Origin of the sequence: Streptomyces sp. NPDC026589 (assembly GCF_040638385.1) — a bacterium.
Taxonomy (GTDB): domain Bacteria; phylum Actinomycetota; class Actinomycetes; order Streptomycetales; family Streptomycetaceae; genus Streptomyces.
On record NZ_JBEZYG010000021.1, the window covers coordinates 1 to 19011 of the forward strand.

The 19011-nt window shown below is 70.7% G+C and carries 23 protein-coding genes; 16 read left to right on the forward strand and 7 right to left on the reverse strand.

All coding sequences use genetic code 11. The features are described from left to right. Positions 1–156 precede the first annotated feature (156 nt). Together AB0F29_RS30010 and AB0F29_RS30015 are read right to left on the reverse strand one after the other, a co-directional pair. Positions 157–495 (reverse strand): MerR family transcriptional regulator, encoded by a 339-nt coding sequence (locus AB0F29_RS30010; RefSeq protein ID WP_018960139.1) that lies wholly within the window; start codon positions 493–495, stop codon positions 157–159. A gap of 616 nt (positions 496–1111) precedes the next feature. Further along, positions 1112–1735, reverse strand: coding sequence for an ABATE domain-containing protein (locus AB0F29_RS30015; protein ID WP_361878801.1), 624 nt, complete (start codon positions 1733–1735; stop codon positions 1112–1114). A 127-nt stretch (positions 1736–1862) separates the two neighbouring features. Between AB0F29_RS30015 and AB0F29_RS30020 the strand changes: the two genes are divergently transcribed. Next, positions 1863–2318 (forward strand): VOC family protein, encoded by a 456-nt coding sequence (locus tag AB0F29_RS30020; protein ID WP_361878440.1) that lies wholly within the window; start codon positions 1863–1865, stop codon positions 2316–2318. A 202-nt stretch (positions 2319–2520) separates the two neighbouring features. Further along, the gene (locus AB0F29_RS30025) at positions 2521–2658 is read left to right on the forward strand and encodes a hypothetical protein (RefSeq protein WP_361878443.1); all 138 of its coding nucleotides are present in this window, start codon (positions 2521–2523) and stop codon (positions 2656–2658) included. Here AB0F29_RS30025 and AB0F29_RS30030 read toward each other — a convergent pair. Genes AB0F29_RS30030 through AB0F29_RS30040 form a run of 3 tightly spaced genes read right to left on the reverse strand, consistent with a single transcriptional unit; the run spans position 2655 to position 3795 of the window. Further along, positions 2655–3095 carry a hypothetical protein gene (locus tag AB0F29_RS30030; RefSeq protein WP_361878446.1) on the reverse strand — a complete coding sequence of 147 codons (441 nt, stop codon included), beginning with the start codon at positions 3093–3095 and terminating at the stop codon, positions 2655–2657. The two genes, AB0F29_RS30025 and AB0F29_RS30030, sit on opposite strands and share 4 nt — an antisense overlap. 11 nt (positions 3096–3106) lie before the next feature. Beyond that, positions 3107–3478: a hypothetical protein gene (locus tag AB0F29_RS30035; RefSeq protein ID WP_361878449.1), complete on the reverse strand. Its 372-nt coding sequence runs from the start codon at positions 3476–3478 to the stop codon at positions 3107–3109. A 56-nt stretch (positions 3479–3534) separates the two neighbouring features. Beyond that, positions 3535–3795, reverse strand: coding sequence for a hypothetical protein (locus AB0F29_RS30040; protein ID WP_361878452.1), 261 nt, complete (start codon positions 3793–3795; stop codon positions 3535–3537). A gap of 107 nt (positions 3796–3902) precedes the next feature. Here AB0F29_RS30040 and AB0F29_RS30045 point away from each other — a divergent pair, with 107 nt between their 5' ends. The 11 genes from AB0F29_RS30045 to AB0F29_RS30095 all read left to right on the forward strand — a co-directional run bounded on the left by AB0F29_RS30045 (position 3903) and on the right by AB0F29_RS30095 (position 10920). Next, the gene (locus AB0F29_RS30045; protein ID WP_361878804.1) at positions 3903–4739 is read left to right on the forward strand and encodes a helix-turn-helix transcriptional regulator; all 837 of its coding nucleotides are present in this window, start codon (positions 3903–3905) and stop codon (positions 4737–4739) included. Beyond that, entirely contained in the window at positions 4736–4945 is a 210-nt protein-coding gene (locus AB0F29_RS30050) for a DUF397 domain-containing protein (RefSeq protein WP_361878455.1), read from the forward strand. Before AB0F29_RS30045 ends, AB0F29_RS30050 begins: the two co-directional genes overlap by 4 nt. Positions 4946–5125: 180 nt before the next feature. After that, positions 5126–5338: a hypothetical protein gene (locus AB0F29_RS30055; RefSeq protein WP_361878458.1), complete on the forward strand. Its 213-nt coding sequence runs from the start codon at positions 5126–5128 to the stop codon at positions 5336–5338. Beyond that, positions 5322–5852, forward strand: a complete 531-nt coding sequence (locus tag AB0F29_RS30060; RefSeq protein WP_361878461.1) for a DUF6879 family protein — start codon at positions 5322–5324, stop codon at positions 5850–5852. The genes AB0F29_RS30055 and AB0F29_RS30060 overlap by 17 nt, the downstream gene beginning before the upstream one ends. Then, positions 5836–6669: a Scr1 family TA system antitoxin-like transcriptional regulator gene (locus tag AB0F29_RS30065; protein WP_361878464.1), complete on the forward strand. Its 834-nt coding sequence runs from the start codon at positions 5836–5838 to the stop codon at positions 6667–6669. The genes AB0F29_RS30060 and AB0F29_RS30065 overlap by 17 nt, the downstream gene beginning before the upstream one ends. A 161-nt stretch (positions 6670–6830) precedes the next feature. Then, entirely contained in the window at positions 6831–7055 is a 225-nt protein-coding gene (locus AB0F29_RS30070) for a DUF397 domain-containing protein (RefSeq protein WP_018960473.1), read from the forward strand. A gap of 56 nt (positions 7056–7111) precedes the next feature. Next, entirely contained in the window at positions 7112–7582 is a 471-nt protein-coding gene (locus AB0F29_RS30075) for a hypothetical protein (protein ID WP_361878467.1), read from the forward strand. Positions 7583–7807: 225 nt separating this feature from the next. Continuing rightward, entirely contained in the window at positions 7808–8275 is a 468-nt protein-coding gene (locus AB0F29_RS30080; protein ID WP_361878470.1) for a MarR family transcriptional regulator, read from the forward strand. Positions 8276–8344: 69 nt separating this feature from the next. Continuing rightward, entirely contained in the window at positions 8345–9247 is a 903-nt protein-coding gene (locus tag AB0F29_RS30085) for an HAD family hydrolase (RefSeq protein ID WP_361878473.1), read from the forward strand. A gap of 124 nt (positions 9248–9371) precedes the next feature. Further along, positions 9372–9887, forward strand: a complete 516-nt coding sequence (locus AB0F29_RS30090) for a lytic polysaccharide monooxygenase auxiliary activity family 9 protein (RefSeq protein ID WP_361878476.1) — start codon at positions 9372–9374, stop codon at positions 9885–9887. A gap of 259 nt (positions 9888–10146) precedes the next feature. After that, positions 10147–10920 carry a calcium-binding protein gene (locus AB0F29_RS30095; protein ID WP_361878479.1) on the forward strand — a complete coding sequence of 258 codons (774 nt, stop codon included), beginning with the start codon at positions 10147–10149 and terminating at the stop codon, positions 10918–10920. Positions 10921–11083: 163 nt separating this feature from the next. Here the strand turns inward: AB0F29_RS30095 and AB0F29_RS30100 are convergent, their stop codons facing one another. Continuing rightward, a complete protein-coding gene (locus tag AB0F29_RS30100) occupies positions 11084–13273 on the reverse strand; it encodes a SpoIIE family protein phosphatase (RefSeq protein ID WP_361878482.1) in 2190 nt (729 codons plus the stop codon). 167 nt (positions 13274–13440) lie between these two features. Beyond that, a complete protein-coding gene (locus AB0F29_RS30105; protein WP_361878485.1) occupies positions 13441–14967 on the reverse strand; it encodes a glycoside hydrolase family 3 N-terminal domain-containing protein in 1527 nt (508 codons plus the stop codon). 470 nt (positions 14968–15437) lie between these two features. On the opposite strand from AB0F29_RS30105, the gene AB0F29_RS30110 reads away from it, so the two are divergent. Genes AB0F29_RS30110 through AB0F29_RS30120 form a run of 3 tightly spaced genes read left to right on the forward strand, consistent with a single transcriptional unit; the run spans position 15438 to position 18984 of the window. After that, positions 15438–16502 (forward strand): phytanoyl-CoA dioxygenase family protein, encoded by a 1065-nt coding sequence (locus AB0F29_RS30110; protein ID WP_018960465.1) that lies wholly within the window; start codon positions 15438–15440, stop codon positions 16500–16502. Then, a complete protein-coding gene (locus AB0F29_RS30115) occupies positions 16484–17818 on the forward strand; it encodes a DUF6271 family protein (protein WP_361878489.1) in 1335 nt (444 codons plus the stop codon). Before AB0F29_RS30110 ends, AB0F29_RS30115 begins: the two co-directional genes overlap by 19 nt. Continuing rightward, on the forward strand, positions 17815–18984 hold the full coding sequence (locus AB0F29_RS30120; RefSeq protein WP_361878492.1) for a type III PLP-dependent enzyme: 1170 nt from the start codon (positions 17815–17817) through the stop codon (positions 18982–18984). The genes AB0F29_RS30115 and AB0F29_RS30120 overlap by 4 nt, the downstream gene beginning before the upstream one ends. Positions 18985–19011: the final 27 nt, after the last annotated feature.

Sequence of the window (19011 nt, forward strand, 5' to 3'; positions counted from 1 at the left end):
GCCCCCGCGAAGAGCCTGGTGTCCGTGGCGGCGCAGTGCCAGCACACGCCCCCTGGCGGCTGCGGGCCTATCCGTCCGGGCGCCCACGCCTCCTGCGGCCCGCCCCGCCACTGATCAGGGCAGGGCCGGGCAGGGGCGGGCAGGGGCGACGCCGCCTCAGCCTGCGCTCGTCGGGTTCTCCGATGTGGCGGCCTTGCGGTATTCGGCGTTGATGCGCTGGGCTTCTTCGAGCTGGTCCTCAAGGATGACGATGCGGCAGGCGGCCTCGATGGGGGTGCCCTGGTCGACAAGCTCCCGGGCGCGTGCGGCGATGCGCAGCTGGTAGCGGGAGTAGCGGCGGTGTCCGCCCTCGGAACGCAGCGGGGTGATGAGGCGGGCTTCTCCGATGGCTCGGAGAAAGCCCTGCGTGGTACCGAGCATCTCGGCGGCCCGGCCCATCGTGTAGGCGGGGAAGTCGTCGTCATCGAGACGTCCGAACGAGTCGCCTGCTGTCATTTGCACCTCTCTGTGGAACGCGTGGAGGGGCCCGAGTGCCGTACGGCACTCGGGCCCCGAAGGAACTGCTAACACCATCCGCCGGCCCTGATCACTGCGCCGGCCTTCTGTTTCCGCTGACCCGGTCCGAAAGTCGCCGGGGTCGCGGGGATCGCGGTTGCTTGACCGGAGACCACCTCACTATCGATGTCCTGCGGTACCCGGGCTCATCACTCCGCCCGGGCGATCCCGATGGCGCCTCGCTCCTCCGTTCTTCCTCTGACATGCATCACTTGCCCACTGCTGGTACTGCTCCCGCGAAAATCGCGGTACTGCCGGCGGCGGCCCCTGATCACTGCGGGCCACCCGGTGCGGTCGCCAGCCCCGTCGCCGTCCTGCAACAACCCTGGCTTCGAAACTCCGCCACCGCACCGTCTTCGAACGGCAACTGCTGTACTGCTGCCCGGCAGTTCGTCTCTGCCGGGCCCTGCTGTCTCTGTGGGCTACAAGAGAAACCATAACCACGGCACCGCCCAATGTCTACTCTGGCGACCATAGATTTTCGTGTCTCATGCACAGAGGCAGTCGACTGCCCAGAGAGAGTGGGCATCGACCACGGGTGGACGCGGAGCACTCTTCACTCGTCGGCGGCGGTGGCGAGCCGGGCGCGGTGGGTCCTGACCTTGTGACGGTTGCCGCAGCGCTCCATGGAGCACCAGCGGCGCCTGCCGGGCCGGGAGGTATCGACGAACAGCAGGCGGCAGCCGTGCGCGCCGCACGTACGGATCCGGTGGGCGAACGCCCCGGTGAACAGCTCGACCGCGTCGCGGGCGACGGTGGACAGCAACCCGGTCCCGGTGCCCCCGGGAGCCCACTCCCGGTTCCCGCCCGGGGTGAGCCGGGCCGCCAGGGGCGGGTGCGCCGCCGCGCCGTTGAGGGTGGCGAGGTCGTCCGGGCCGGGCGGCTCTCCGCCCACATGGCTCTCCGCCAGCCGCCACAGCGCATCGCGCAGAACGCGCGCGTCCGCCACCTCCCCCGCGCTGACGACGAGCGTCGGGCCCGAATTCGGACCCGGGCCGGGCCCGGCGCCCGTACCGAGCCCGTCCGGCAGCCGGCTCTCCTCCGCCCAGCGCACCAGGTCGGCCGGCTCGTGCAGCACCTCGAAGTACGCCAAAGCGCCCGGGCCCCCGGTCGGCAGGAGCTCCAGACAGAGCGCACCCGGATCGAACCGGAACGAACTGCCGTCCGGATGCCGCGGCAACAGCCCGGAAGGCTTCTGCTGCCCCGCCCGCACGGACCGTTGAGGTCCTACGGGCCGCTCCGGCCGTTCGGACTGTTCCGGCGCGTCCGTTGCCCTTTCGCTCATGTAACCACTATAAACGGTTTCCATGACACAGACACTGTCCTGGAAGCTCGTGATCGACAGCGCCGACCCGCACGCACAGGCCGGATTCTGGGCGGCGGCCCTGGGCTATCTCGTCGAGGACAACAGCCCGCTCGTCGAGCGACTGCTCGCCGCCGGAGCCGTACCGGAGGCCATCACGACCCACGCCCACGGCCGCCGCGCCTGGCACGACCTCGCGGCGGCCCGGCATCCGGACGACCCCTACGACGAGGTCAGCGGTACGGGGCAGGGGCGGCGGCTGCTGTTCCAGCGGGTACCGGAACCGAAGACGGTGAAGAACCGGCTCCACATCGATGTGCACTCCGCGCCGGGGCAGCGGGACGCGGAGGAGGAACGGCTGGTGGGGCTAGGTGCGCGGGTGCTGCGCACGTACGACGAGCAGGGCGGGAGCTGGGTCCTCATGGCGGACCCCGAGGACAACGAGTTCTGCCTCAGCTGACCTGCGGCGGGCGTCGGCCCAGCAGCCGCGCTCGCACGCGAACCGGCGTCTGCGGTCGAGCACCGGGGCTTCCGTCGGGGGTGGTCCCGCACGGAAGCCGATCGGCAGACGCCGACGACGAATCCGGTCGGGGCAACCCCCCTTGCGGTAGATGCGTCATACAGCAAGACGACGACGTACGGCCGAGAGGAAGAACGGCGCGATGGACGAACAGCTGGTGAGAGCGTTCAGGTGGGCTGCTCGCGGTGTGGGCGGCGCCCTTGACTACATCGCCCTGCGCACCGGCGTCGGCACGCTGACCGGCGGCCTGCGGAACGCCGGCGGCCGCAAGCGCCGTTAGGGAACGTCCGGCCCGCCGTCTCCGTCTCGGTCGCGGCGTACGTCCTCCCGGATGCGCTCCGCCATCAGGTCGGCGAGCGGATCCCTCACGTCCCAGGAGTGCGCGGCGGGGTGCCGGTCGTACAGCACGCAGGCGTCCCCGTCCTTGACGGACAGCCGGTGGATGACGGCCGGGCACGGCAGCAGTTCCGCGAAGCGGAACTTCCGCCGCCCGTCGCCGTCGGTCCAGAACATCCACAGATCCCGCCCGGCCGGAGCCGAGGCCGACCAGAGCTGGGCCGCGTGCTCGGCCCCCTCCTCGTGCTCGCCGAGCTCACAGAGCAGGAACTCATCCAGATCGGGCGCTTCCGACGCCTGCCCCGGCCCCTCCGCCAGGCCCATGAGCGCGACCCGCGCACCCATCTCGGGGAGTTCGCTGAAGGCGGTGCACTGCAACACGACGCTCATCCTTACCGGAGAGAAGAGAGAGGGACAGAGACAGAGACAGGGATATAGGCGGGGGCGGGGGCGGGGGTCAGGGGGCGCATGACCAGCCCGTACCAGGACGCGGTGTCCCGGGCGACGAACTCGTACGGCAATCCCTCCGCGAGCCGCCCCAGCGCGTAGTCGTGCTCACGGACACTGCCCGCCCAGGACCGGAGTTCGGCCGGCGCGTCACGCCGGCCCCCCACGGGAGCCAGGTACAGCGCACGGGCCGGAACCCAGGGCACGTACGGGTCCGGATCGAGCGCGTCCGCGAAACGCCGGGCCTGCCGCCGCAGCCAACACAGCGCCAGCCGCCGCGTCGGCGCGAGAACCCCGCCCAGCCGGACAGTCCTCACCGCGTCACCACCGTGACTCTCGGCGACATACCAACACCCCCGCACCTGGACCGCGTTCACAGCACCTCACCCCGACTGCGGGCATTCAGCCGCGCCGTCCTGGCCCGAAGCTGCTCTATCAGGAGCGCGGGCCGGACACAGTGAGGCTCCGCCTCCCACTCCGCCCCACCACCCACCGGCCGCAACGACCAGTAGGGGCCGGCGATCCCACGGAACTCCCCCACCCGGTCACCACGACCGGTGTCCACCACGAGCGTTCCGAGGGCCGGAGGGTCAGGAGGCTCCTGCGCATTCGGGCAAACGTTCTCGCCATACACCTATCGCTCCTCTCTGTAGCCAATTGACTACCGGGACGATTCAGCGTGACCTACCGTGAGGAGGCATTCAACTTGCCTATTCGGCACGGAAGATCGGGGCGGTGTCCGTGAACATCAAGGAGTTGAACCCGGAAAGCTCCGCGCAGGCGGCCTACGGTGCACGTCTGCGCGGGTTACGGGAGCAGCGGTGCTGGACACAGGAGGAGCTGGGGAACCGCAACGGCTACTCCAGCACGCACATCTCGTCGGTGGAAACTGGTCGTAAACTCGCGACCTTGCGCTTTTCGCGTAGTACGGACCGGGTGCTCGGGCTCACCGGGACCGAGGCGTCGTTCGAGCGCGAGCTGGGCCAGATCAAGCACGGCAGCCTGCTGGAGGGCTTCCCGGAGTTCCTGGGTTACGAGCGGCGGGCGGCGGAGATCCGGCTGTACGAGGTCGGGGTCATGCCGGGGCTGCTCCAGACCCCGGAGTACGCCAGGGTCCTGGCCGATAGCGCCGTCAGGCGACAGGCGATCACGGCCGACCAGGCAGAGGAGCGCGTCGCGCTGGTCGCGGAGCGCCAGGCGGCCCTGGTCCGGGAGAAGCCGCCGCTGGTCTTCGCGATGCTGGACGAGAGCTGCATCCGGAGGCCGGTCGGCGGACCGGAGGTCATGAAGGCGCAGATGGACCGCCTGATCGAGTTCGCGGAGCAGCCGAACACCGTGATCCAGGTCGCGGCGTTCGACATGGGCGAGCACCGTCCGTTCGACCTCCCGGTCACCATCCTGACCATGCCCGACCGCACGCTCATGTCGTACGCCGAGTCCGCGCAGCAGGGCTACTTGGAGCGCGAAAGTGGCTCTGTGCTTCCGCATCTGACGGCCTACCATCAGATGCAGGCGGTAGCGCCCTCCCAGGCGGCGTCCGTAGACATGTTCAGGCAGTTGCGAAAGGGCACCCCGTGACAACCGAGACCCCCCGCTGGTACACGTCCTCCTACAGCAACAACGGCGGCCAGTGCGTCGAGGTCGCCACCAACCTCGCCACCCCGCACGGCATCGTCCCCGTCCGCGACTCCAAGAACGTCAGCGGCCCGGCCCTGACCATCCCCGCCACCGCGTTCACCGCGTTCGTCACGGGCGTCCGAGCCGGAGACTTCGGCACCGCCTGAGCCACCCGAGCCGGCGAACCACGGCCCCACCGTGCCCGCACGGTGGGGCTTCGGCGTGCGCGGACCGGGCCAGGTCTACCCGACAACGCGAATATCCGCCTTCTTCGGTAGACGGACATTGACGCTCCGCTCTAGCGTCATCTTTGACAGGGATCAGCCCTGAACCGAAGCGGAGACACTATGGCGCGAAGTGATCTGCACCGCCTCACGGGAAGAACTGGCGGGCCCAACTGTGACGACGACGACTGCCCGAACGTTTACGTGGATACTGCGGACGGCGGGATCGTGGTGCAAGGAAACCAATGTTCCGCGTTCCAGCCTCCGACCGGTGAGGCTCTGGTGAAAATTCCCGAGCACGTCCTCGGGGAGGCCGTTCGTGCTCTTGGATGGTGACGCCTGGCGTGAATTCTTCGACACCTTCGAGCGAGAGGCATGGCGGTTCGAGGCACAACCCACTTACACAATGCCCAGGGAACAGGAGAACATTGCCCGGTTCCTGAGAGGTGAGGGCAAACCACTCGGTCACAACTCACGCTGGCACGAGCGAGTCCAGGGGCACAAGGATGCGGGGCGCAGTATCGGGCGCGTACGGGTAGTACGTCGACCTCTCACCGAATACCAGCGCTACCAGTTCTCCTGGGGCATTCCGGGAAATATCGAAGCCGGCGAGGACATCCGCATACTGGATGTCACACACGGCGACTTCGGCTTGCCTCTCACCGGTTGCGATTGGTGGATGTTCGACGAGAGCCGCATCGCTCACCTCAACTTCCGCCCGGACGGCACGCAGATCAACCGCGAGGCATACGAAGGGGATCCCGCGCCCTATCGGGAATGGAAGCGGATCGCTCTGGAACGGTCCGTTCCGTTCGGGGAGTACGTGAAGGGCCTTGACCTTCCAACCTGAGCAACTGATCAGGTCCGCGGCCGATCTGGCCATGTCACTTCGCGACCTTCGCAAGCGAGCCGGACTGTCCCAGATCCGGCTCGCTCAGCGCTGCGCCATGTCACAGACGAAACTCAGCAACATCGAGACTGGCCGGGTAAGCCCGAACCTCGTCGATGTGGAGCTGATCCTGAGAGCCCTTGAGGCCTCACCGGGCATCACAGCAGAGGTGATGTCGCTGGCCCGGCTCGCACATACGGAGTGGCAGGGTAAACGGGCGTCGTGGCGTAGGGGCCTGGAGAAGCGTCAAGCCGAGCTGGCCGGCCTGGAGTCCGAGGCCAGGATTCTCCGCTACTTTCTGCCCGCCATGGTGACCGGCCTCCTCGCCACGCCCGAATACGTGAGCGCAAGCCTCAGCGGATCGCCGGGAGACAAGTCAGTGACGATCGCCAGGAAGCTGGAAAGGCAGGCCATTCTGTACGACACCAGCAAGTCGTTCACTTTCCTACTGACGGAGCAGGCAGTGCGATGGCCCGTACTCCATCGTGCTGCCATCGCCGTACAGGTCGACCGTCTGGTTTCCCTTTCCTATCTGCCCAACGTGCGCATCGGACTACTTCTGGCCGGGCCAGCCCTGAGCCGCGGCCCCATGAACACATTCACGGTCTACGATCAACGTCTCACCACGGTCGAAACCTTTACAGGGCGCATAGTCTTCCAGGACGCCCGCGACATTTCCGAGCACTTGAGGATTTTTGAGACGTACGAACGCCTCGCCCTCTTCGGCGAAGACGCAAGGTGTGTCCTCGCGCAGTGGGCGGCTCTCTTCCGCTCATGATCTTTAGCACGCAACGCGAATAATCGACCAACTGCCCTCATGGCCGACTGATTATTGCCCGTGTCGTCAAACCAGCACCGGAGGGTGTGTGGCGCGAACGCATCACAAGCGACCGCGCCGGACCGGCACGACACCCGTCGGCAACCAGAAGGGCACCAACCGTGAATGACCTGTACAGGCTCCCCATCGACGGAGCCGCATTCTCCAAGGCATGCGGCGGCAACACCCACCCCGACGGCGAGTCCTGCGTGACCCTCGCGCGGATCGGGCCGGACGCCTGGGCCGTGGGCGACAGCAAGCGTCCCGAGGCCGAGCCGTTGCGGTTCACGACCGCCGAACTGGACGCGGCCGGCATCGATCCCGCCCGCTTCGATCTCTCCGCCTGACGGCGCACCGCCTTGGGTGCGGGGCCGCACAGCCCCGCACCCGTGAACGGAGAAACGTGCACCACCACGGTTACGCCTGGGTCGGCGAGAAGGCGATGTTCGACAAGGAGAGCGTCCGCAGGCCGCCCGGCGAGGCCCCGACGCCGACCAGCGAGCAGGAGGTGCACCACCGGTATCGGGAAGCCGTAGCCGCGTTCCCGTCCCCCGAAACACCGCCGATCCAGACAGCCCACTGGCTCATGAAGCCTTCTTCGACGATTCGAGGGACGTGGGAGGAGCCCAAGGAGGCCGGAGCGTGGCTGGGTCGGCAACTCGCGGAATTCGCCGCGCGGTTCGCCTCGCCGCAGGAACGTGAAGCCACCAGGCTGCTGCTACTCGTCAAGGCAGCCGTCGAACGACTCGCGGAAGGCGACGACGTGTCCCTCGGTCACTACCTGCGTGGCACGGTCTTCCACTCGGTCGCCCTCGTCACCCGCTCACCGAACCGATCCGTCCCCGGGCTGCCCTGCCCTTCCCACCTGCCTTGACGGACGGGTCATGACCGAGGAGTCTCAGGCCGTTGTCGGCACCGGGCGGAGAGGCGGTGGCGATCGGCCGGTCGGGGTTCAGCGGGGGACGGCCGTGTACCGTCGCGCAACCCCCTTGTCCTCAAGCGCGCTTGAGGTCCTACGGTCGCCGTAACGCCCGAAAGGGCTTCGCCGCCCGCGACGACCGTACCGGCCCCGACCGCAAGCACCAAGGGAGCACGCGTCATGCCTGATCAGCAGCTCAGCGACACCGAACTCGCCGGACAGCCCGCCGCCTACTGGACCGGCGTCGCCTACGAGGCCCTGATCACGTACACCCGGGAGCGGCAGGCGGAGAAGGGCTTCACCCAGCCCCAGTTCTGGCTCCTGCGCAACCTGTCGGCCGACGACATCTCGCCCGACGGTGCGGGACTGACCCTGCCCGAGCTTCAGCAGGCCATGGCCTCGTACATCCGACCCGAGGACGACCTGGCGGTCGCGGCCGAGGAGCTCGTACAGCGCGGATGGCTCGCGCGGGACGCGGGTGGTCGGTTGTGGATCACGGAGGAGGGGGAACAGGCGCGTCTCGACCTCGCGCGCAATGCCCCCGCGATCCGTGCCGCACTCCACGAGGGCATCTCCGACACGGACTACGTCACCACGGTGAAGGTGCTCCGGCAGCTCATCCGCAACGCCACCGGCGCAGCCGCCTGACGGCAGGCCCGTCTACCCGATCCGCCCCTGGCGCGCAAGCGGCCGTTCGGGCCCTTCTAGGCTGGGGCCATGCCCACGCCACCCGCATACGCCTCCGGCATCACCCCCGGCATCACCCCCGCCTATGCCCTCGTCGCCACGGATCTGGACGGCACCCTGCTGCGACCGGACGACACCGTGAGCGCCCGGTCCCGGGCCGCGCTCGCCCTCGCCGCCTCCGCCGGCGCCCGGCACCTGGTCGTCACCGGGCGGCCCGTGCCCGGGATTCGGGCGTTGCTCGCGGACCTGGCGTACACCGGGCTCGTCGTCTGCGGGCAGGGCACCCAGCTCTACGAGGCCGGGGCGGGCGGCGGGCGGCTGTTGCGGTCCGTCGCCCTGGACCGGGAGGCCGCCGACACCGCGCTCGGGAAGATCGAGGCGGAGGTGGGGGCCGTGTTCGCCGCCGTGGACCAGGACGGCGTGGACGGGGTGACCCTGATCGAGGCCGGGTACCGGATGCCGAACCCGACGCTTCCCGCCCAACGCGTCGGCTCCCGGGCCGCGTTGTGGGAGCGGCCCGTGATCAAGGTGCTGGTGCGCCACCCCGGTCTGGGCGACGACGCGCTGGCCGCCGCCGCGCGGGGGGCCGTGGGCGATCTGGCGACGGTGACCATGGCGGGCCCCGGCACGGTGGAGCTGGCCCCGCGCGGGGTGGACAAGGGCACGGGTCTCGCGGTGGCCGCCGAGCTGCTGGGTATCGGGGCGGAGCGCATCGTCGCGTTCGGGGACATGCCCAACGACCTGCCGATGTTCGCCGGTTCGGGCCACCGGGTCGCCATGGGCAACGCACATCCGGAGCTGCGAGCGGCGGCCGACGAGGTGACCCTGTCGAACGCGGAGGACGGGGTCGCGGTGGTCCTGGAGCGCCTGTTCGGCACGGCCGAAGCCCGGCAGCCGGGCACAGAGGTCACCCCGGGCACTAGCTTGGTCTAGACCAAGCGCGGTACGCTTTCGTCGCTACCCGCGACAGCCCCACCGTCACGGCGTAGTTGCTTGACATGCGCATGCCTGACCTGCTGTCGCGCGGGCGGGCACGGACCCCCACAGAGGAGTTGTCATGAAAAGCAAGAGGCTCTTAGCCGTCGCCATCGGCGCGGGAATCGCCCCGCTCCTGGCCGTCACGCTGCCCGCGAGCAGCGCGAGCGCGCACGGCTACATCTCGTCACCCCCCAGCCGGCAGGCCCAGTGCGCCGCACGCACGATCCCCTGCGGCGCCATCCAGTACGAGCCGCAGAGCGTCGAGGGCCCCAAGGGCCTGATGAGCTGCAGCGGAGGCAACGCCGGCTTCGCCGAGCTCAACAACGACAGCAAGGGCTGGAAGGTCACCCCGGTCGGCCGGACGACCAGCTTCAACTGGCGGCTGACGGCACGGCACGCCACCAGCACCTGGCAGTACTACGCGGGCGGCCGGAAGATCGCGGAGTTCAACGACGGCGGGGCCCGCCCCGGCGAGACCGTCACCCACCAGGTCAGCTTCGGCGGCCTGTCCGGCAAGCAGAAGGTGCTGGCCGTGTGGAACATCGCCGACACCTCCAACGCGTTCTACGCCTGCGTGGACGTGAACGTGAGCTGACGCGGTACCGCGTGTACGTGAGTTGAGTTGACGCGGTACCGCGTGGACGTGAGCTGAGTTGACGCGGTACCGCGTCAACGTGAGCTGACGCGGTACCGCACCCGCCCGGTATCCGCCGGGACGGACAGAGCCTGTCCGGGGCACCGGAGCGCGCCGGCCGGGTCGTGAGGAAGCCGCCCTCGCGACCCGGCCGCCGGTACCCCGGGCAGGCCCCCGCCGACCGGCCGGCCCACCGGCCGCCCCATCGAGATGAGGTCCCATGAACCGACACCGACTCACCGCCCGCGCGGCCGTCGTGGCCCTGCTCGCCACCGGCCTCGCCGCTTCCCCGGCGCTCGCCGCCCCCTCCGGCACCGGGGCGAAGGCCCGCGTGGGCGCCGACTGGGCGAAGCAGTCGATCACCTTCACCGCGGGCGCGGGACAGGTGAACGACCTCCACGTGGTGCCCATGGACCGGGGCGACGGAGTCCGGCGGATCGGCTTCCGCGACGCGGTCCCGCTCGTACCCGGCGACCACTGCGCGTACCTCACCCCCGGGGACGAGACCTACGTCGTCTGCGAACTGCCCACCGACAGCTCCCGGCCGGACCGGATCGACGTCTTCCTCGGCGACGGCGACGACGAGATCGCCACCAGTGACCCCGGGGTCGCCACCGTCAGCGGCGGCTCCGGCGACGACATGCTGCACGCCCACACCGCGCACACGGTGCGGGGCGACGCGGGGAACGACATGGTCATGGGCCGCGTGGTCCTGGACGGCGGGGACGGCATGGACCACCTGATGGCCGTCGACGGCGACCAGCGGCTGTGGGGCGGCCGGGGTGACGACATGATCGAGGCGTACGACGGCAGAGACCTCGTGTACGCGGGCCCGGGCGACGACCACGTCATGGGCGGGGAGGGCGACGACATCCTGTTCGGCGGCTCCGGCGACGACATGGTGCACGGCGAGGACGGTGACGACCTGATCGTCGGCGGCCCCGGCAAGGACAGCGTCGACGGCGGCCCTGGCCGGAACATCGTCCTCCGGTAGACGAGGCGGTGGGCCCGGCGAGGCTGAGGGCCGGCGAGGCGGAGGCCCCGGGGCAGCGGAAGGCCCGGCGAGGCGGAGGCCCCGGGGCGGCGGAGGCCCCGGCGAGGCTGAGGGCCGGCGAGGCGGAGGCCCCGGCCTCCGGGGCCTCGGGCGTCCCTCGCCGCTACGGCCCGCCGCCCGAACCGTCCGGCCGGTCACCCGCCTCGCTCTGTTCGCCGTCCGCGTCGTTCTGCTCGTCACCCGGCAGATCCTGCTCGGTCCACAGCACCTTGCCGTCCGGCCCGTGGCGGGCTCCCCAGTGGGAGGCGAGCCGGGAGACGATGAACAGGCCCCGGCCGCCCTCGTCGACGGTCCCGGCGTGCCGCAGGTGCGGGGAGGCCGTGGAGCCGTCGTGGACCTCGCAGGTCAGCGTGGAGTCCAGCAGGAGCCGCAGCCGCAGGGGCGGGGTGCCGTAGCGGACGGCGTTGGTGACCAGTTCGCTGACGATCAGCTCCGTCGCCTCGACGGTGTCCTCGTCCAGCCCCCAGCCCTGGAGCCGGTCGTGTACGAGCCCCCGGGCGGTGGCGGGCGTCGTGGGGTCCTGGGCCAGGTCCCAGGTGGCGACCAGATGGTCGGAGACCGTACCCGTACGGGCCAGGAGCAGGGCGGCACCGGCGGAGCAGGTGCCCTCCGGCAGCGCGTACACGATGTCGTCACCCAGTTGCTGGAGGCTTCGCCCCGGCCGGGCGAGGGTCTCCGTGATGCGTTCGGCGGCGTGGTCGCCGGAGAGCAGGTCGGCGGTGCAGAACGCGAGGAGGCTGCCCACCTCCAGGGTGACGGTGGCGGGGGCGAAGAGAGCACTGTCGGTGGAGAAGAGCCCGGGTCCCTCCGGCACGTCGAGGGCGACCACCCGTCCGTCGGGGCCGACGATCAACGGCGCGGGGTGCCCGGCGCGCGCGACGGTGCAGGTGCGGGTGAACGGGTCGTAGACCCCGTACACGCAGCCCGCGCTCAGGGGTTCGCTCCGCAGGGCGTCGGCCGGGGGCAGGGTGGCGCGTTCGTGGGCGAGGCGGTCGGCGGTGTCCTTGAGCCGGGCGAGGACCTCCTCCGGCTCCAGGTCGAGACCCGCCAGCGCCTGGATGACGGTACGCAACTGGCCCATGGCGATGGCCGACTGGAGGCCCTCGCCCGCGACGCCGCCCACGACGAGCGCGGTGCGGGCGCCGGACAGGGCGATGGTGTCGAACCAGCAGCCGCTGTCCCGCCCGGGCACCAGGACGTGCGCGGTGTCGACGGCGGCCTGCTGCCGTTCGGCCTGCGGGAGCAGCCGCCGCTGGACGGTCGAGGCGATGACGTGCTCGCGCTCGTAGCGGCGGGCGTTGTCGATGCCGAGGGCCGCCCGGGTGGCCGCCGCGACGGCGAGGGAGACGTCGTCGTCGTCGAAGGGCTCGGCCGCTCCGCAGCGGTAGAGGCTGACCAGCCCGAGGACCGCGCCCCGCAGGGTCAGGGGCACCACGATCAGGGAGTGCGCGTCGGTCTCCGCGAGGGCGCGCACCCCGTCCGGGTCGGTGTCCGGCCACGGGGTGCCGGGCCCGAGCGGGACGAGCCGGGCCCGCAGGTCGGTGGTGGCGAGCGCGTACGGCGTACGGGCGAGGAGGCGGCGGGTCACCCCCGTCGAGCGCTCCCGGCCCCCGGCCTCCCCCTCGCCCTCCGCCGTGTCCCGGACGGTGTCGCACCGGCCGCTCGCGGCGCGGCGCAGCGGGGTGCCGGGCGGCAGCGGGCCCACCGGCGGGTCGGCGCCGCGCAGGACGTCGTCCACCACCTCGACGACGGCGAGGTCGGCGAATCCGGACACCAGGGCGTCGGCGAAGTCACGGCAGATGGCGGCGACGTCGAGGGAGCCGCCGACGGCGTCCCGTACGGCGGTGAGCGCGGCGTCCCGGGCCCGGGCCCGCTGGCGCTCGGTGACGTCGACGACCGCGGTCAGCAGGCCGAGGGCGGGTGCGTCGGGGCCGCCGGGGCCGTCGAGGCGGTAGGCGGAGACCAGGAACTCCCGGTCGCCGGGGACCTCGCGCAGCCGGCCGCGCACGAGGCGGTCGCGCACCGGGCCCTCTCCGGCGAGCACCCGCTTCATGAGCTGCTCGGCACCGCCCGGGTCGTCGAGCCGGAAGGCCTCGGTGAACCGGCGGCCGATGTACTCCTCGGTATCCACACCGTCGACGAGTGAGTTGGTCCGTACGAGACGGAGCCGCGGGTCGAGCACGACCAGACCGACGGCGGACTGGGTGAACAGCGTCGCGAGAAGCGCCTTGCCGAGGCCGTCTCCCGCCCTCACGGGCCTCTCGGGTCCGGACGGGGTCTCGCTGTCCGACACGGGTCCACCCACCCTCCGGTAGCCGGCGCGCCGGCTACCGGTTCCGGCACGCGCCGGTCCAGCATCACCCGCCGCACCGGACCCGGCCACCGGTGGGCGGCAGGGGTATGACGGCAGGGCTGCCGGGGCTCGGGGGTGGGACGGCAGGGGACGGGCGGGCTGCCCGCTCAGGCCGCGGGCTGAGCCTCCCGTACGCCTGCCAGCAATTCCGCCACCGCGATCCCCGACGCGGTCGAGGCTCCGTGCGTGTCCAGGGTCACCGCTCCCCAGGCCCTGCCGGGCAGCCCCATCTCCACCACGATCGCGTCGGGCCTCGCCCGGGTGAGCGCCTCCAGAGCCCGGGTCATCCACGGATGCCGGGCGGCGTCGCGGACCACGACGACGAGCGGGCGTCCCGAGGCGTCGTCCAGCCCGGAGGCACGCTCGGCGGTGGGCGACAGGCGCAGATCCTCCTGGCCGAGCCGTACCGAGGTGGTTCCGGCAAGCTGCCGTACCAGGTAGTCGGCCACTCCCCACGGGGTCTCCTTGCCGATGGCGAGGTTGACCGAGGGTGACAGCTCGACGACGTGGGGCGGGGCGGACACCGGCAGCACTCCGCTCAGGGAGCCGCGCACGCGGATCGCCCGCTGGGCGGCCGAGAAGCCGACCGCACCGTTCGCCGGGGTACCGCCCGCGACGGCCGCGACGGGACCGGTGGAGTCCGCGGCGAACTCCCGGACCCGACGGGCCGCGTCCGCGAGGCGCTCGTCGGACAGGTCGCCCGCGAGGACGGCCCGGACCAACGCGTCGACGATGTCGACGGCGAACGCCTCGTCCGCGTGCTCCCCACCGACGCAGAGGGCGTCGGCCCCGGCCGCTACGGCGGCGACGGCGGCGCCGGTGGCACCGTAACGGTCGGAGACCGCGCCCATCTCGATGGCGTCGGTGACGACCAGACCCTCGAATCCGAGCTCACCGCGGAGCAGGCCGCCGAGGATGCGCGGGCTCAGCGTGGCGGGGAGGTCGGAGTCGTAGGCGGGGACCAGGAGGTGGGCGCTCATGACCGCACGCACGCCGGCGTCCAGGGCTGCCCGGAACGGGGGAAGCGCCTGCGCCTCGATCTCCTCACGGGACGCGCCGTAGACGGGCAGGCCGTGGTGGGAGTCGATGGCCACGTCGCCGTGGCCGGGGAAGTGCTTCGCACAGGCGGCGACGCCGGAGGACTGCAGTCCGCGCACCCAGGCGCCGGCGTGCCGGGACACCACGTCGGGGTCGACGCCGAAGGCCCTCACTCCGATGATCGGGTTGTCCGGGTTGGAGTTGACGTCGACGCTGGGCGCGTAGTTGAGGCTCACCCCGGCGGCGCTCAGCTGTCGGCCGAGGTCCGCGGCGACCGATGCGGTCAACTCGACGTCGTCGACGTATCCGAGAGCGAAGTTGCCGGGCCGGGACGAGCCGGTCGCCGATTCGAGCCGCGTGACGTCGCCGGACTCCTCGTCGATCGCCACCACCAAGTCCGGGTTCTCCGCGCGCAGTTGCGCGGTCAGCCGGGCCACCTGGTCGATCGAGACGATATTGCGCGAGAAGAGCACGACGGAACCCAGACCGTCCTGGACGGCTCGCAGGACCCAGTCCGGCGCGGTGGTCCCCACGAACCCCGGTTGCAGGACCGCGAGTGCCAACCGCCTTAGCTCCGAACTACGTACACCGGACATGATCAGTGCCTTTCGCAGGGGTCGCGGACATGCATGAGAGACCGCCCGTGCCACTTCCGCCCGGCCGCCTATTGGTCTGCACCAACGATTCTGGCCTCACCCCGGGTCTGCGTGTCAAGTGATCCGGACACCCGGACCGCCCTGTCGCGGACGCCGCCGGCTCCGGTGGATTCAGGCGACACGCCTCCGATCGCATCACTTGGACGACTACGGAACCCAGTGGGTCAACTCGCCATCTCTATAAGAAGTTGACGACTCGCCACGGACAATTGGCGCGTTGACAACCCGCATTGGTCTAGTCCATCTTTGCCAGACGAACGATCACGCGTGGAACGCCGGAAACGGAGCCTCTCGCCTCCGTGCCCTGCTCCGAGCCCCTGGCCACCACAGACGCCGACGTAGCCGTCCGGCGGGGGTTCATTCGGCTGCGCCCAGCGATCATCAATGAACCGAGTTCCTGGAGTGCCTCCATGTCAACGGCCGACTCCTATCTCCACCGAGCCGCCTCGGACACCCCCTACTTCAGCGCTGACGGCGATACCTACCTTGCTGCCACCCGGCTGCGGGACCTGGAGAAGTCACGCCCTCTCCGGGTCCTGTCCGCGACCGACTTCGCGTTCTGGCAGACGTACGGCTACGTCGTGGTCAAGCAGGCCATCGCTCCGGAGGCCGCCCAGCGCATGCTGGACTTCGCCTGGGACTTCCAGGGCTTGGACCCCGGCCGCCCGGACACCTGGTACGAGGAGCGGGAGTACCGCTCCGACCTCGACCGGGAACTCCACATCTACGGCTTCGTCGAGGCGTACCACCACCAGTTGCTCTGGGACAGCCGGCAGGCCCAGCGCGTCTACGACGCGTTCGTCGACGTGTGGGACTGCGAGGAGCTGTGGGTGACGCTGGACCGGCTGAACCTGAACCCGCCGAACGTCAAGAACCGTGACAGGGGCCTGATCGAGGCCCGCGAGCGCGGATTCGACATCGAACTGCACTGGGACGTGGACACCACCCTGGGCATACCCCCGCAGAGGGTCCAGGGCATCATCGCGCTGAACGACACGACCGAGGAGCACGGCGGCTTCCAGTGCTGCCCCGAACTGTTCCGGACGTTCGACCGGTGGGCGGCGCTCCAGCCGGCCGACCGCGACCCGATCCGGCCCGCGGTCGACCGGAGCGAACTCCCCGTCGTCCGGCCCGACCTGGAGGCCGGCGATCTGCTGATCTTCAACGGCCACCTGGCGCACGGTGTCGCGGCGAACCTCTCGCGGGACGGGGTGAGGGCCGTGCAGTACCTGTCGATGATGCCCGCCCTCGACGGCCACACGGAACTGCGCGACTCACGCGTCGACTCCTGGCGCAACGTCTCCACCCCGACCTGGAACGGAACTCTGCTCGGCGACGCGGTACGCCCGGAGAGCGAGCGGTACGAAGCGCCCCGCCTGAACGAGCTCGGCGAGAAGCTCCTCGGCCTGAAGCCCTGGCGGGCCGAGGTCGCCGACGCACCGACCGAGGAGGCCGCGTGCAGCGCGTCTGCCTGACCCTTCCGACCAATCGGCCGTGCTCCGCGACGATCGCGGCGCTCGTCCGGGAGGCGACCTACGCCGTCGACCAATTCGACGTCGAAGTGGTCGTCCTCGTGCTCGATTCCTGCGCACCCCCCGTGCGCGCCGAGCACGCCGAGGCCCTGCGCGCCCAGCCCGCGCACCCGCGCATCTTCCGGCACCACGTGAGCGAGGACGAGCAGCGCGACTTCCTGCAGCGGGTCACGGCGGGCGCCGACACCGCGAAACCCCGGCTGCTCCTCGACCTGATGCTCCCGGAGCGACTGTCGTACGGAGCCTGCACCAACCGGGCCTTCCTCATCGCCCTCGCCCTCGGATGCTCCTCCGTGCACCGGCGGGACTCCGACAGCTCCTACCAGCGGGGCCCGGACGGCGCGCCTGTCTTCCCCATCCACCACGAGCTCGCCTCCATCGGCCGCCGTGCCGCTGACGCCGCGGGCGGCGTCTCGGAGACCGTGCTGAGCGAGGAGCACGCGGACCGGCCCGTGGCGATGGTGGGCAGCTCGTTCGTGGGCGAACCGTCCGTGGACATCGACGAGGTCGCGCGCATCGATCCCGAGGTCTACGCGGAGGTCGTCGGCCTGTGGGCGCCGCTGGACTGGCCGGACGAGCGCAGACGGCAGCTCGTGGCCGAATCCTTCCGCGGCGCGGGACTGGACCGGTTCGAGCGGGACCACGCGAAGCTGTGCCTGGTCGACCCGATGCGGGTGGACATGTGCAACATCGCCTTTCACGACGTGCACACCCGGGTTCCGCTGCCCCCCGCTACCGACACCATCGGCAGCGACTACTTCCTCATCCACCTGGTGCAGCACGCCGGCCTGCCCGGCGTGCTGCACAACCGCAACATCGAGAACTACTACACCGCCGAGCGCAGAACCGACGCGGGCTTCATCGCGTACCAGACGCGGTTCGTGAAGTTCCTCCTGTCCATGCAGTACTTCAACGCCATCTACGACCGGCTGGCCGAGGCCGGCCCCTCGCTGCTCGACGAACACGGGCAGGTGCGCGCCTCGCTCGTCGCCGATTTCGCCCGACAGAGCATGGAGACGGCCCCGGACGAGAACCGGGAACGGCTCGACCGGATCGACTCCGCCTACCGGCGGCTCGGCGGCAGGTACGCGGACTTCGCCGGTCTGTTACTCCCGCGGCGGGAGGGCCTCCTGGCGGAGGCCCGCGAGGACACCGGTGACTTCGCCCTCCTCACGGAGGCGTGGGCGGAGCTGGTGCGCAGCGCACGCTCCAGCGGCCTCCCCTCTGCGACGGCCGGCCTCGCGAGGGCGGACCGATGACCGGCGAACCCATCGTGCCCGGGCGGCGGGACCAGGACGAGGACAGGATCGTCTTCGACCTGGACGGTGTCCGCGAGCGGTACGAGACCCTGCTCCGCGAGGTGCCCGGTGTCGACGTGCGCTTCGCCATGAAGGCGTGCCCGGTCGACGATGTCATGGGCTACTTGGCCGGACTGGGGTCCGGCGTCGACGCGGCGAGCGTGCCCGAACTGGAGCACGCCCTGCGGGTCGGGGCTCCCCTCGCGCGCACCGCCTACGGCAACACCGTGAAGTCGGACCGGGACATCGCCGCGGCCTTCCGTCTGGGCGTGCGGGAGTTCGCCACGGACAGTCCCGAGGACGTCGCCGCCCTCGTGCGCCACGCCCCCGGAGCACGCGTCTACTGCCGGCTCTCCACCACCGGCGAGGGCGCGCTGTGGGGGCTGAAGCACAAGTTCGGGTGCTCCCCCGACGACGCGGTGGGGATCCTGACCGAGGCAGAGGCCGGGGGCCTCATCCCTTCGGGGCTGTCGGTGCATGTGGGCTCCCAGCAGATGAACCCCGACGCCTGGCGGGCCGCCTTCGAGCAGTTCGACGCCGTGATGACGTCGCTCACGGCCCGCGGGATCACCCTCGACCACGTGAACCTCGGCGGCGGGCTTCCCTCACTCGACTCCCTCGACCGGCGCGGAGTCCCGTTGCAACCGCCGATCGACAAGATCTTCCTCGTGCTGCGCGAGGGGATCGCGGCCCTGCGCCGTGCTCACGGCGAGCATCTCGCGGTCGTCATGGAGCCGGGGCGCTACCTGGTCGCCGACCACGGCACGATCCACACGCGGGTCTCCAGGCTGACGACACGTCACCTCCCCGACGGTACGCGGCAGCAGTGGCTCTACCTGGGTGTCGGCAAGTTCAACGGCCTGTACGAGGTGGACATGCTGCAGTACCGCCTCGCCTTCCCCTCGCATCCCGAGGGGCGCACCGTCCCCGCCGTCCTGGCCGGGCCCACCTGCGACAGCGACGACGCCTACTCATCCGCTCACAGCCCGGTCCAGGTCCCGGAAGGGCTGGCCTCGGGCGACCCGGTACGGATCGCGTCCTGCGGCGCCTACACGGTCAGTTACATGACCGCCGGCTTCAACGGCTTCGCGCCACTGCCCCAGAGCTGCATCGGCGGCGACCGGTGACGGATGACGTACTGATACGCCCTGTCG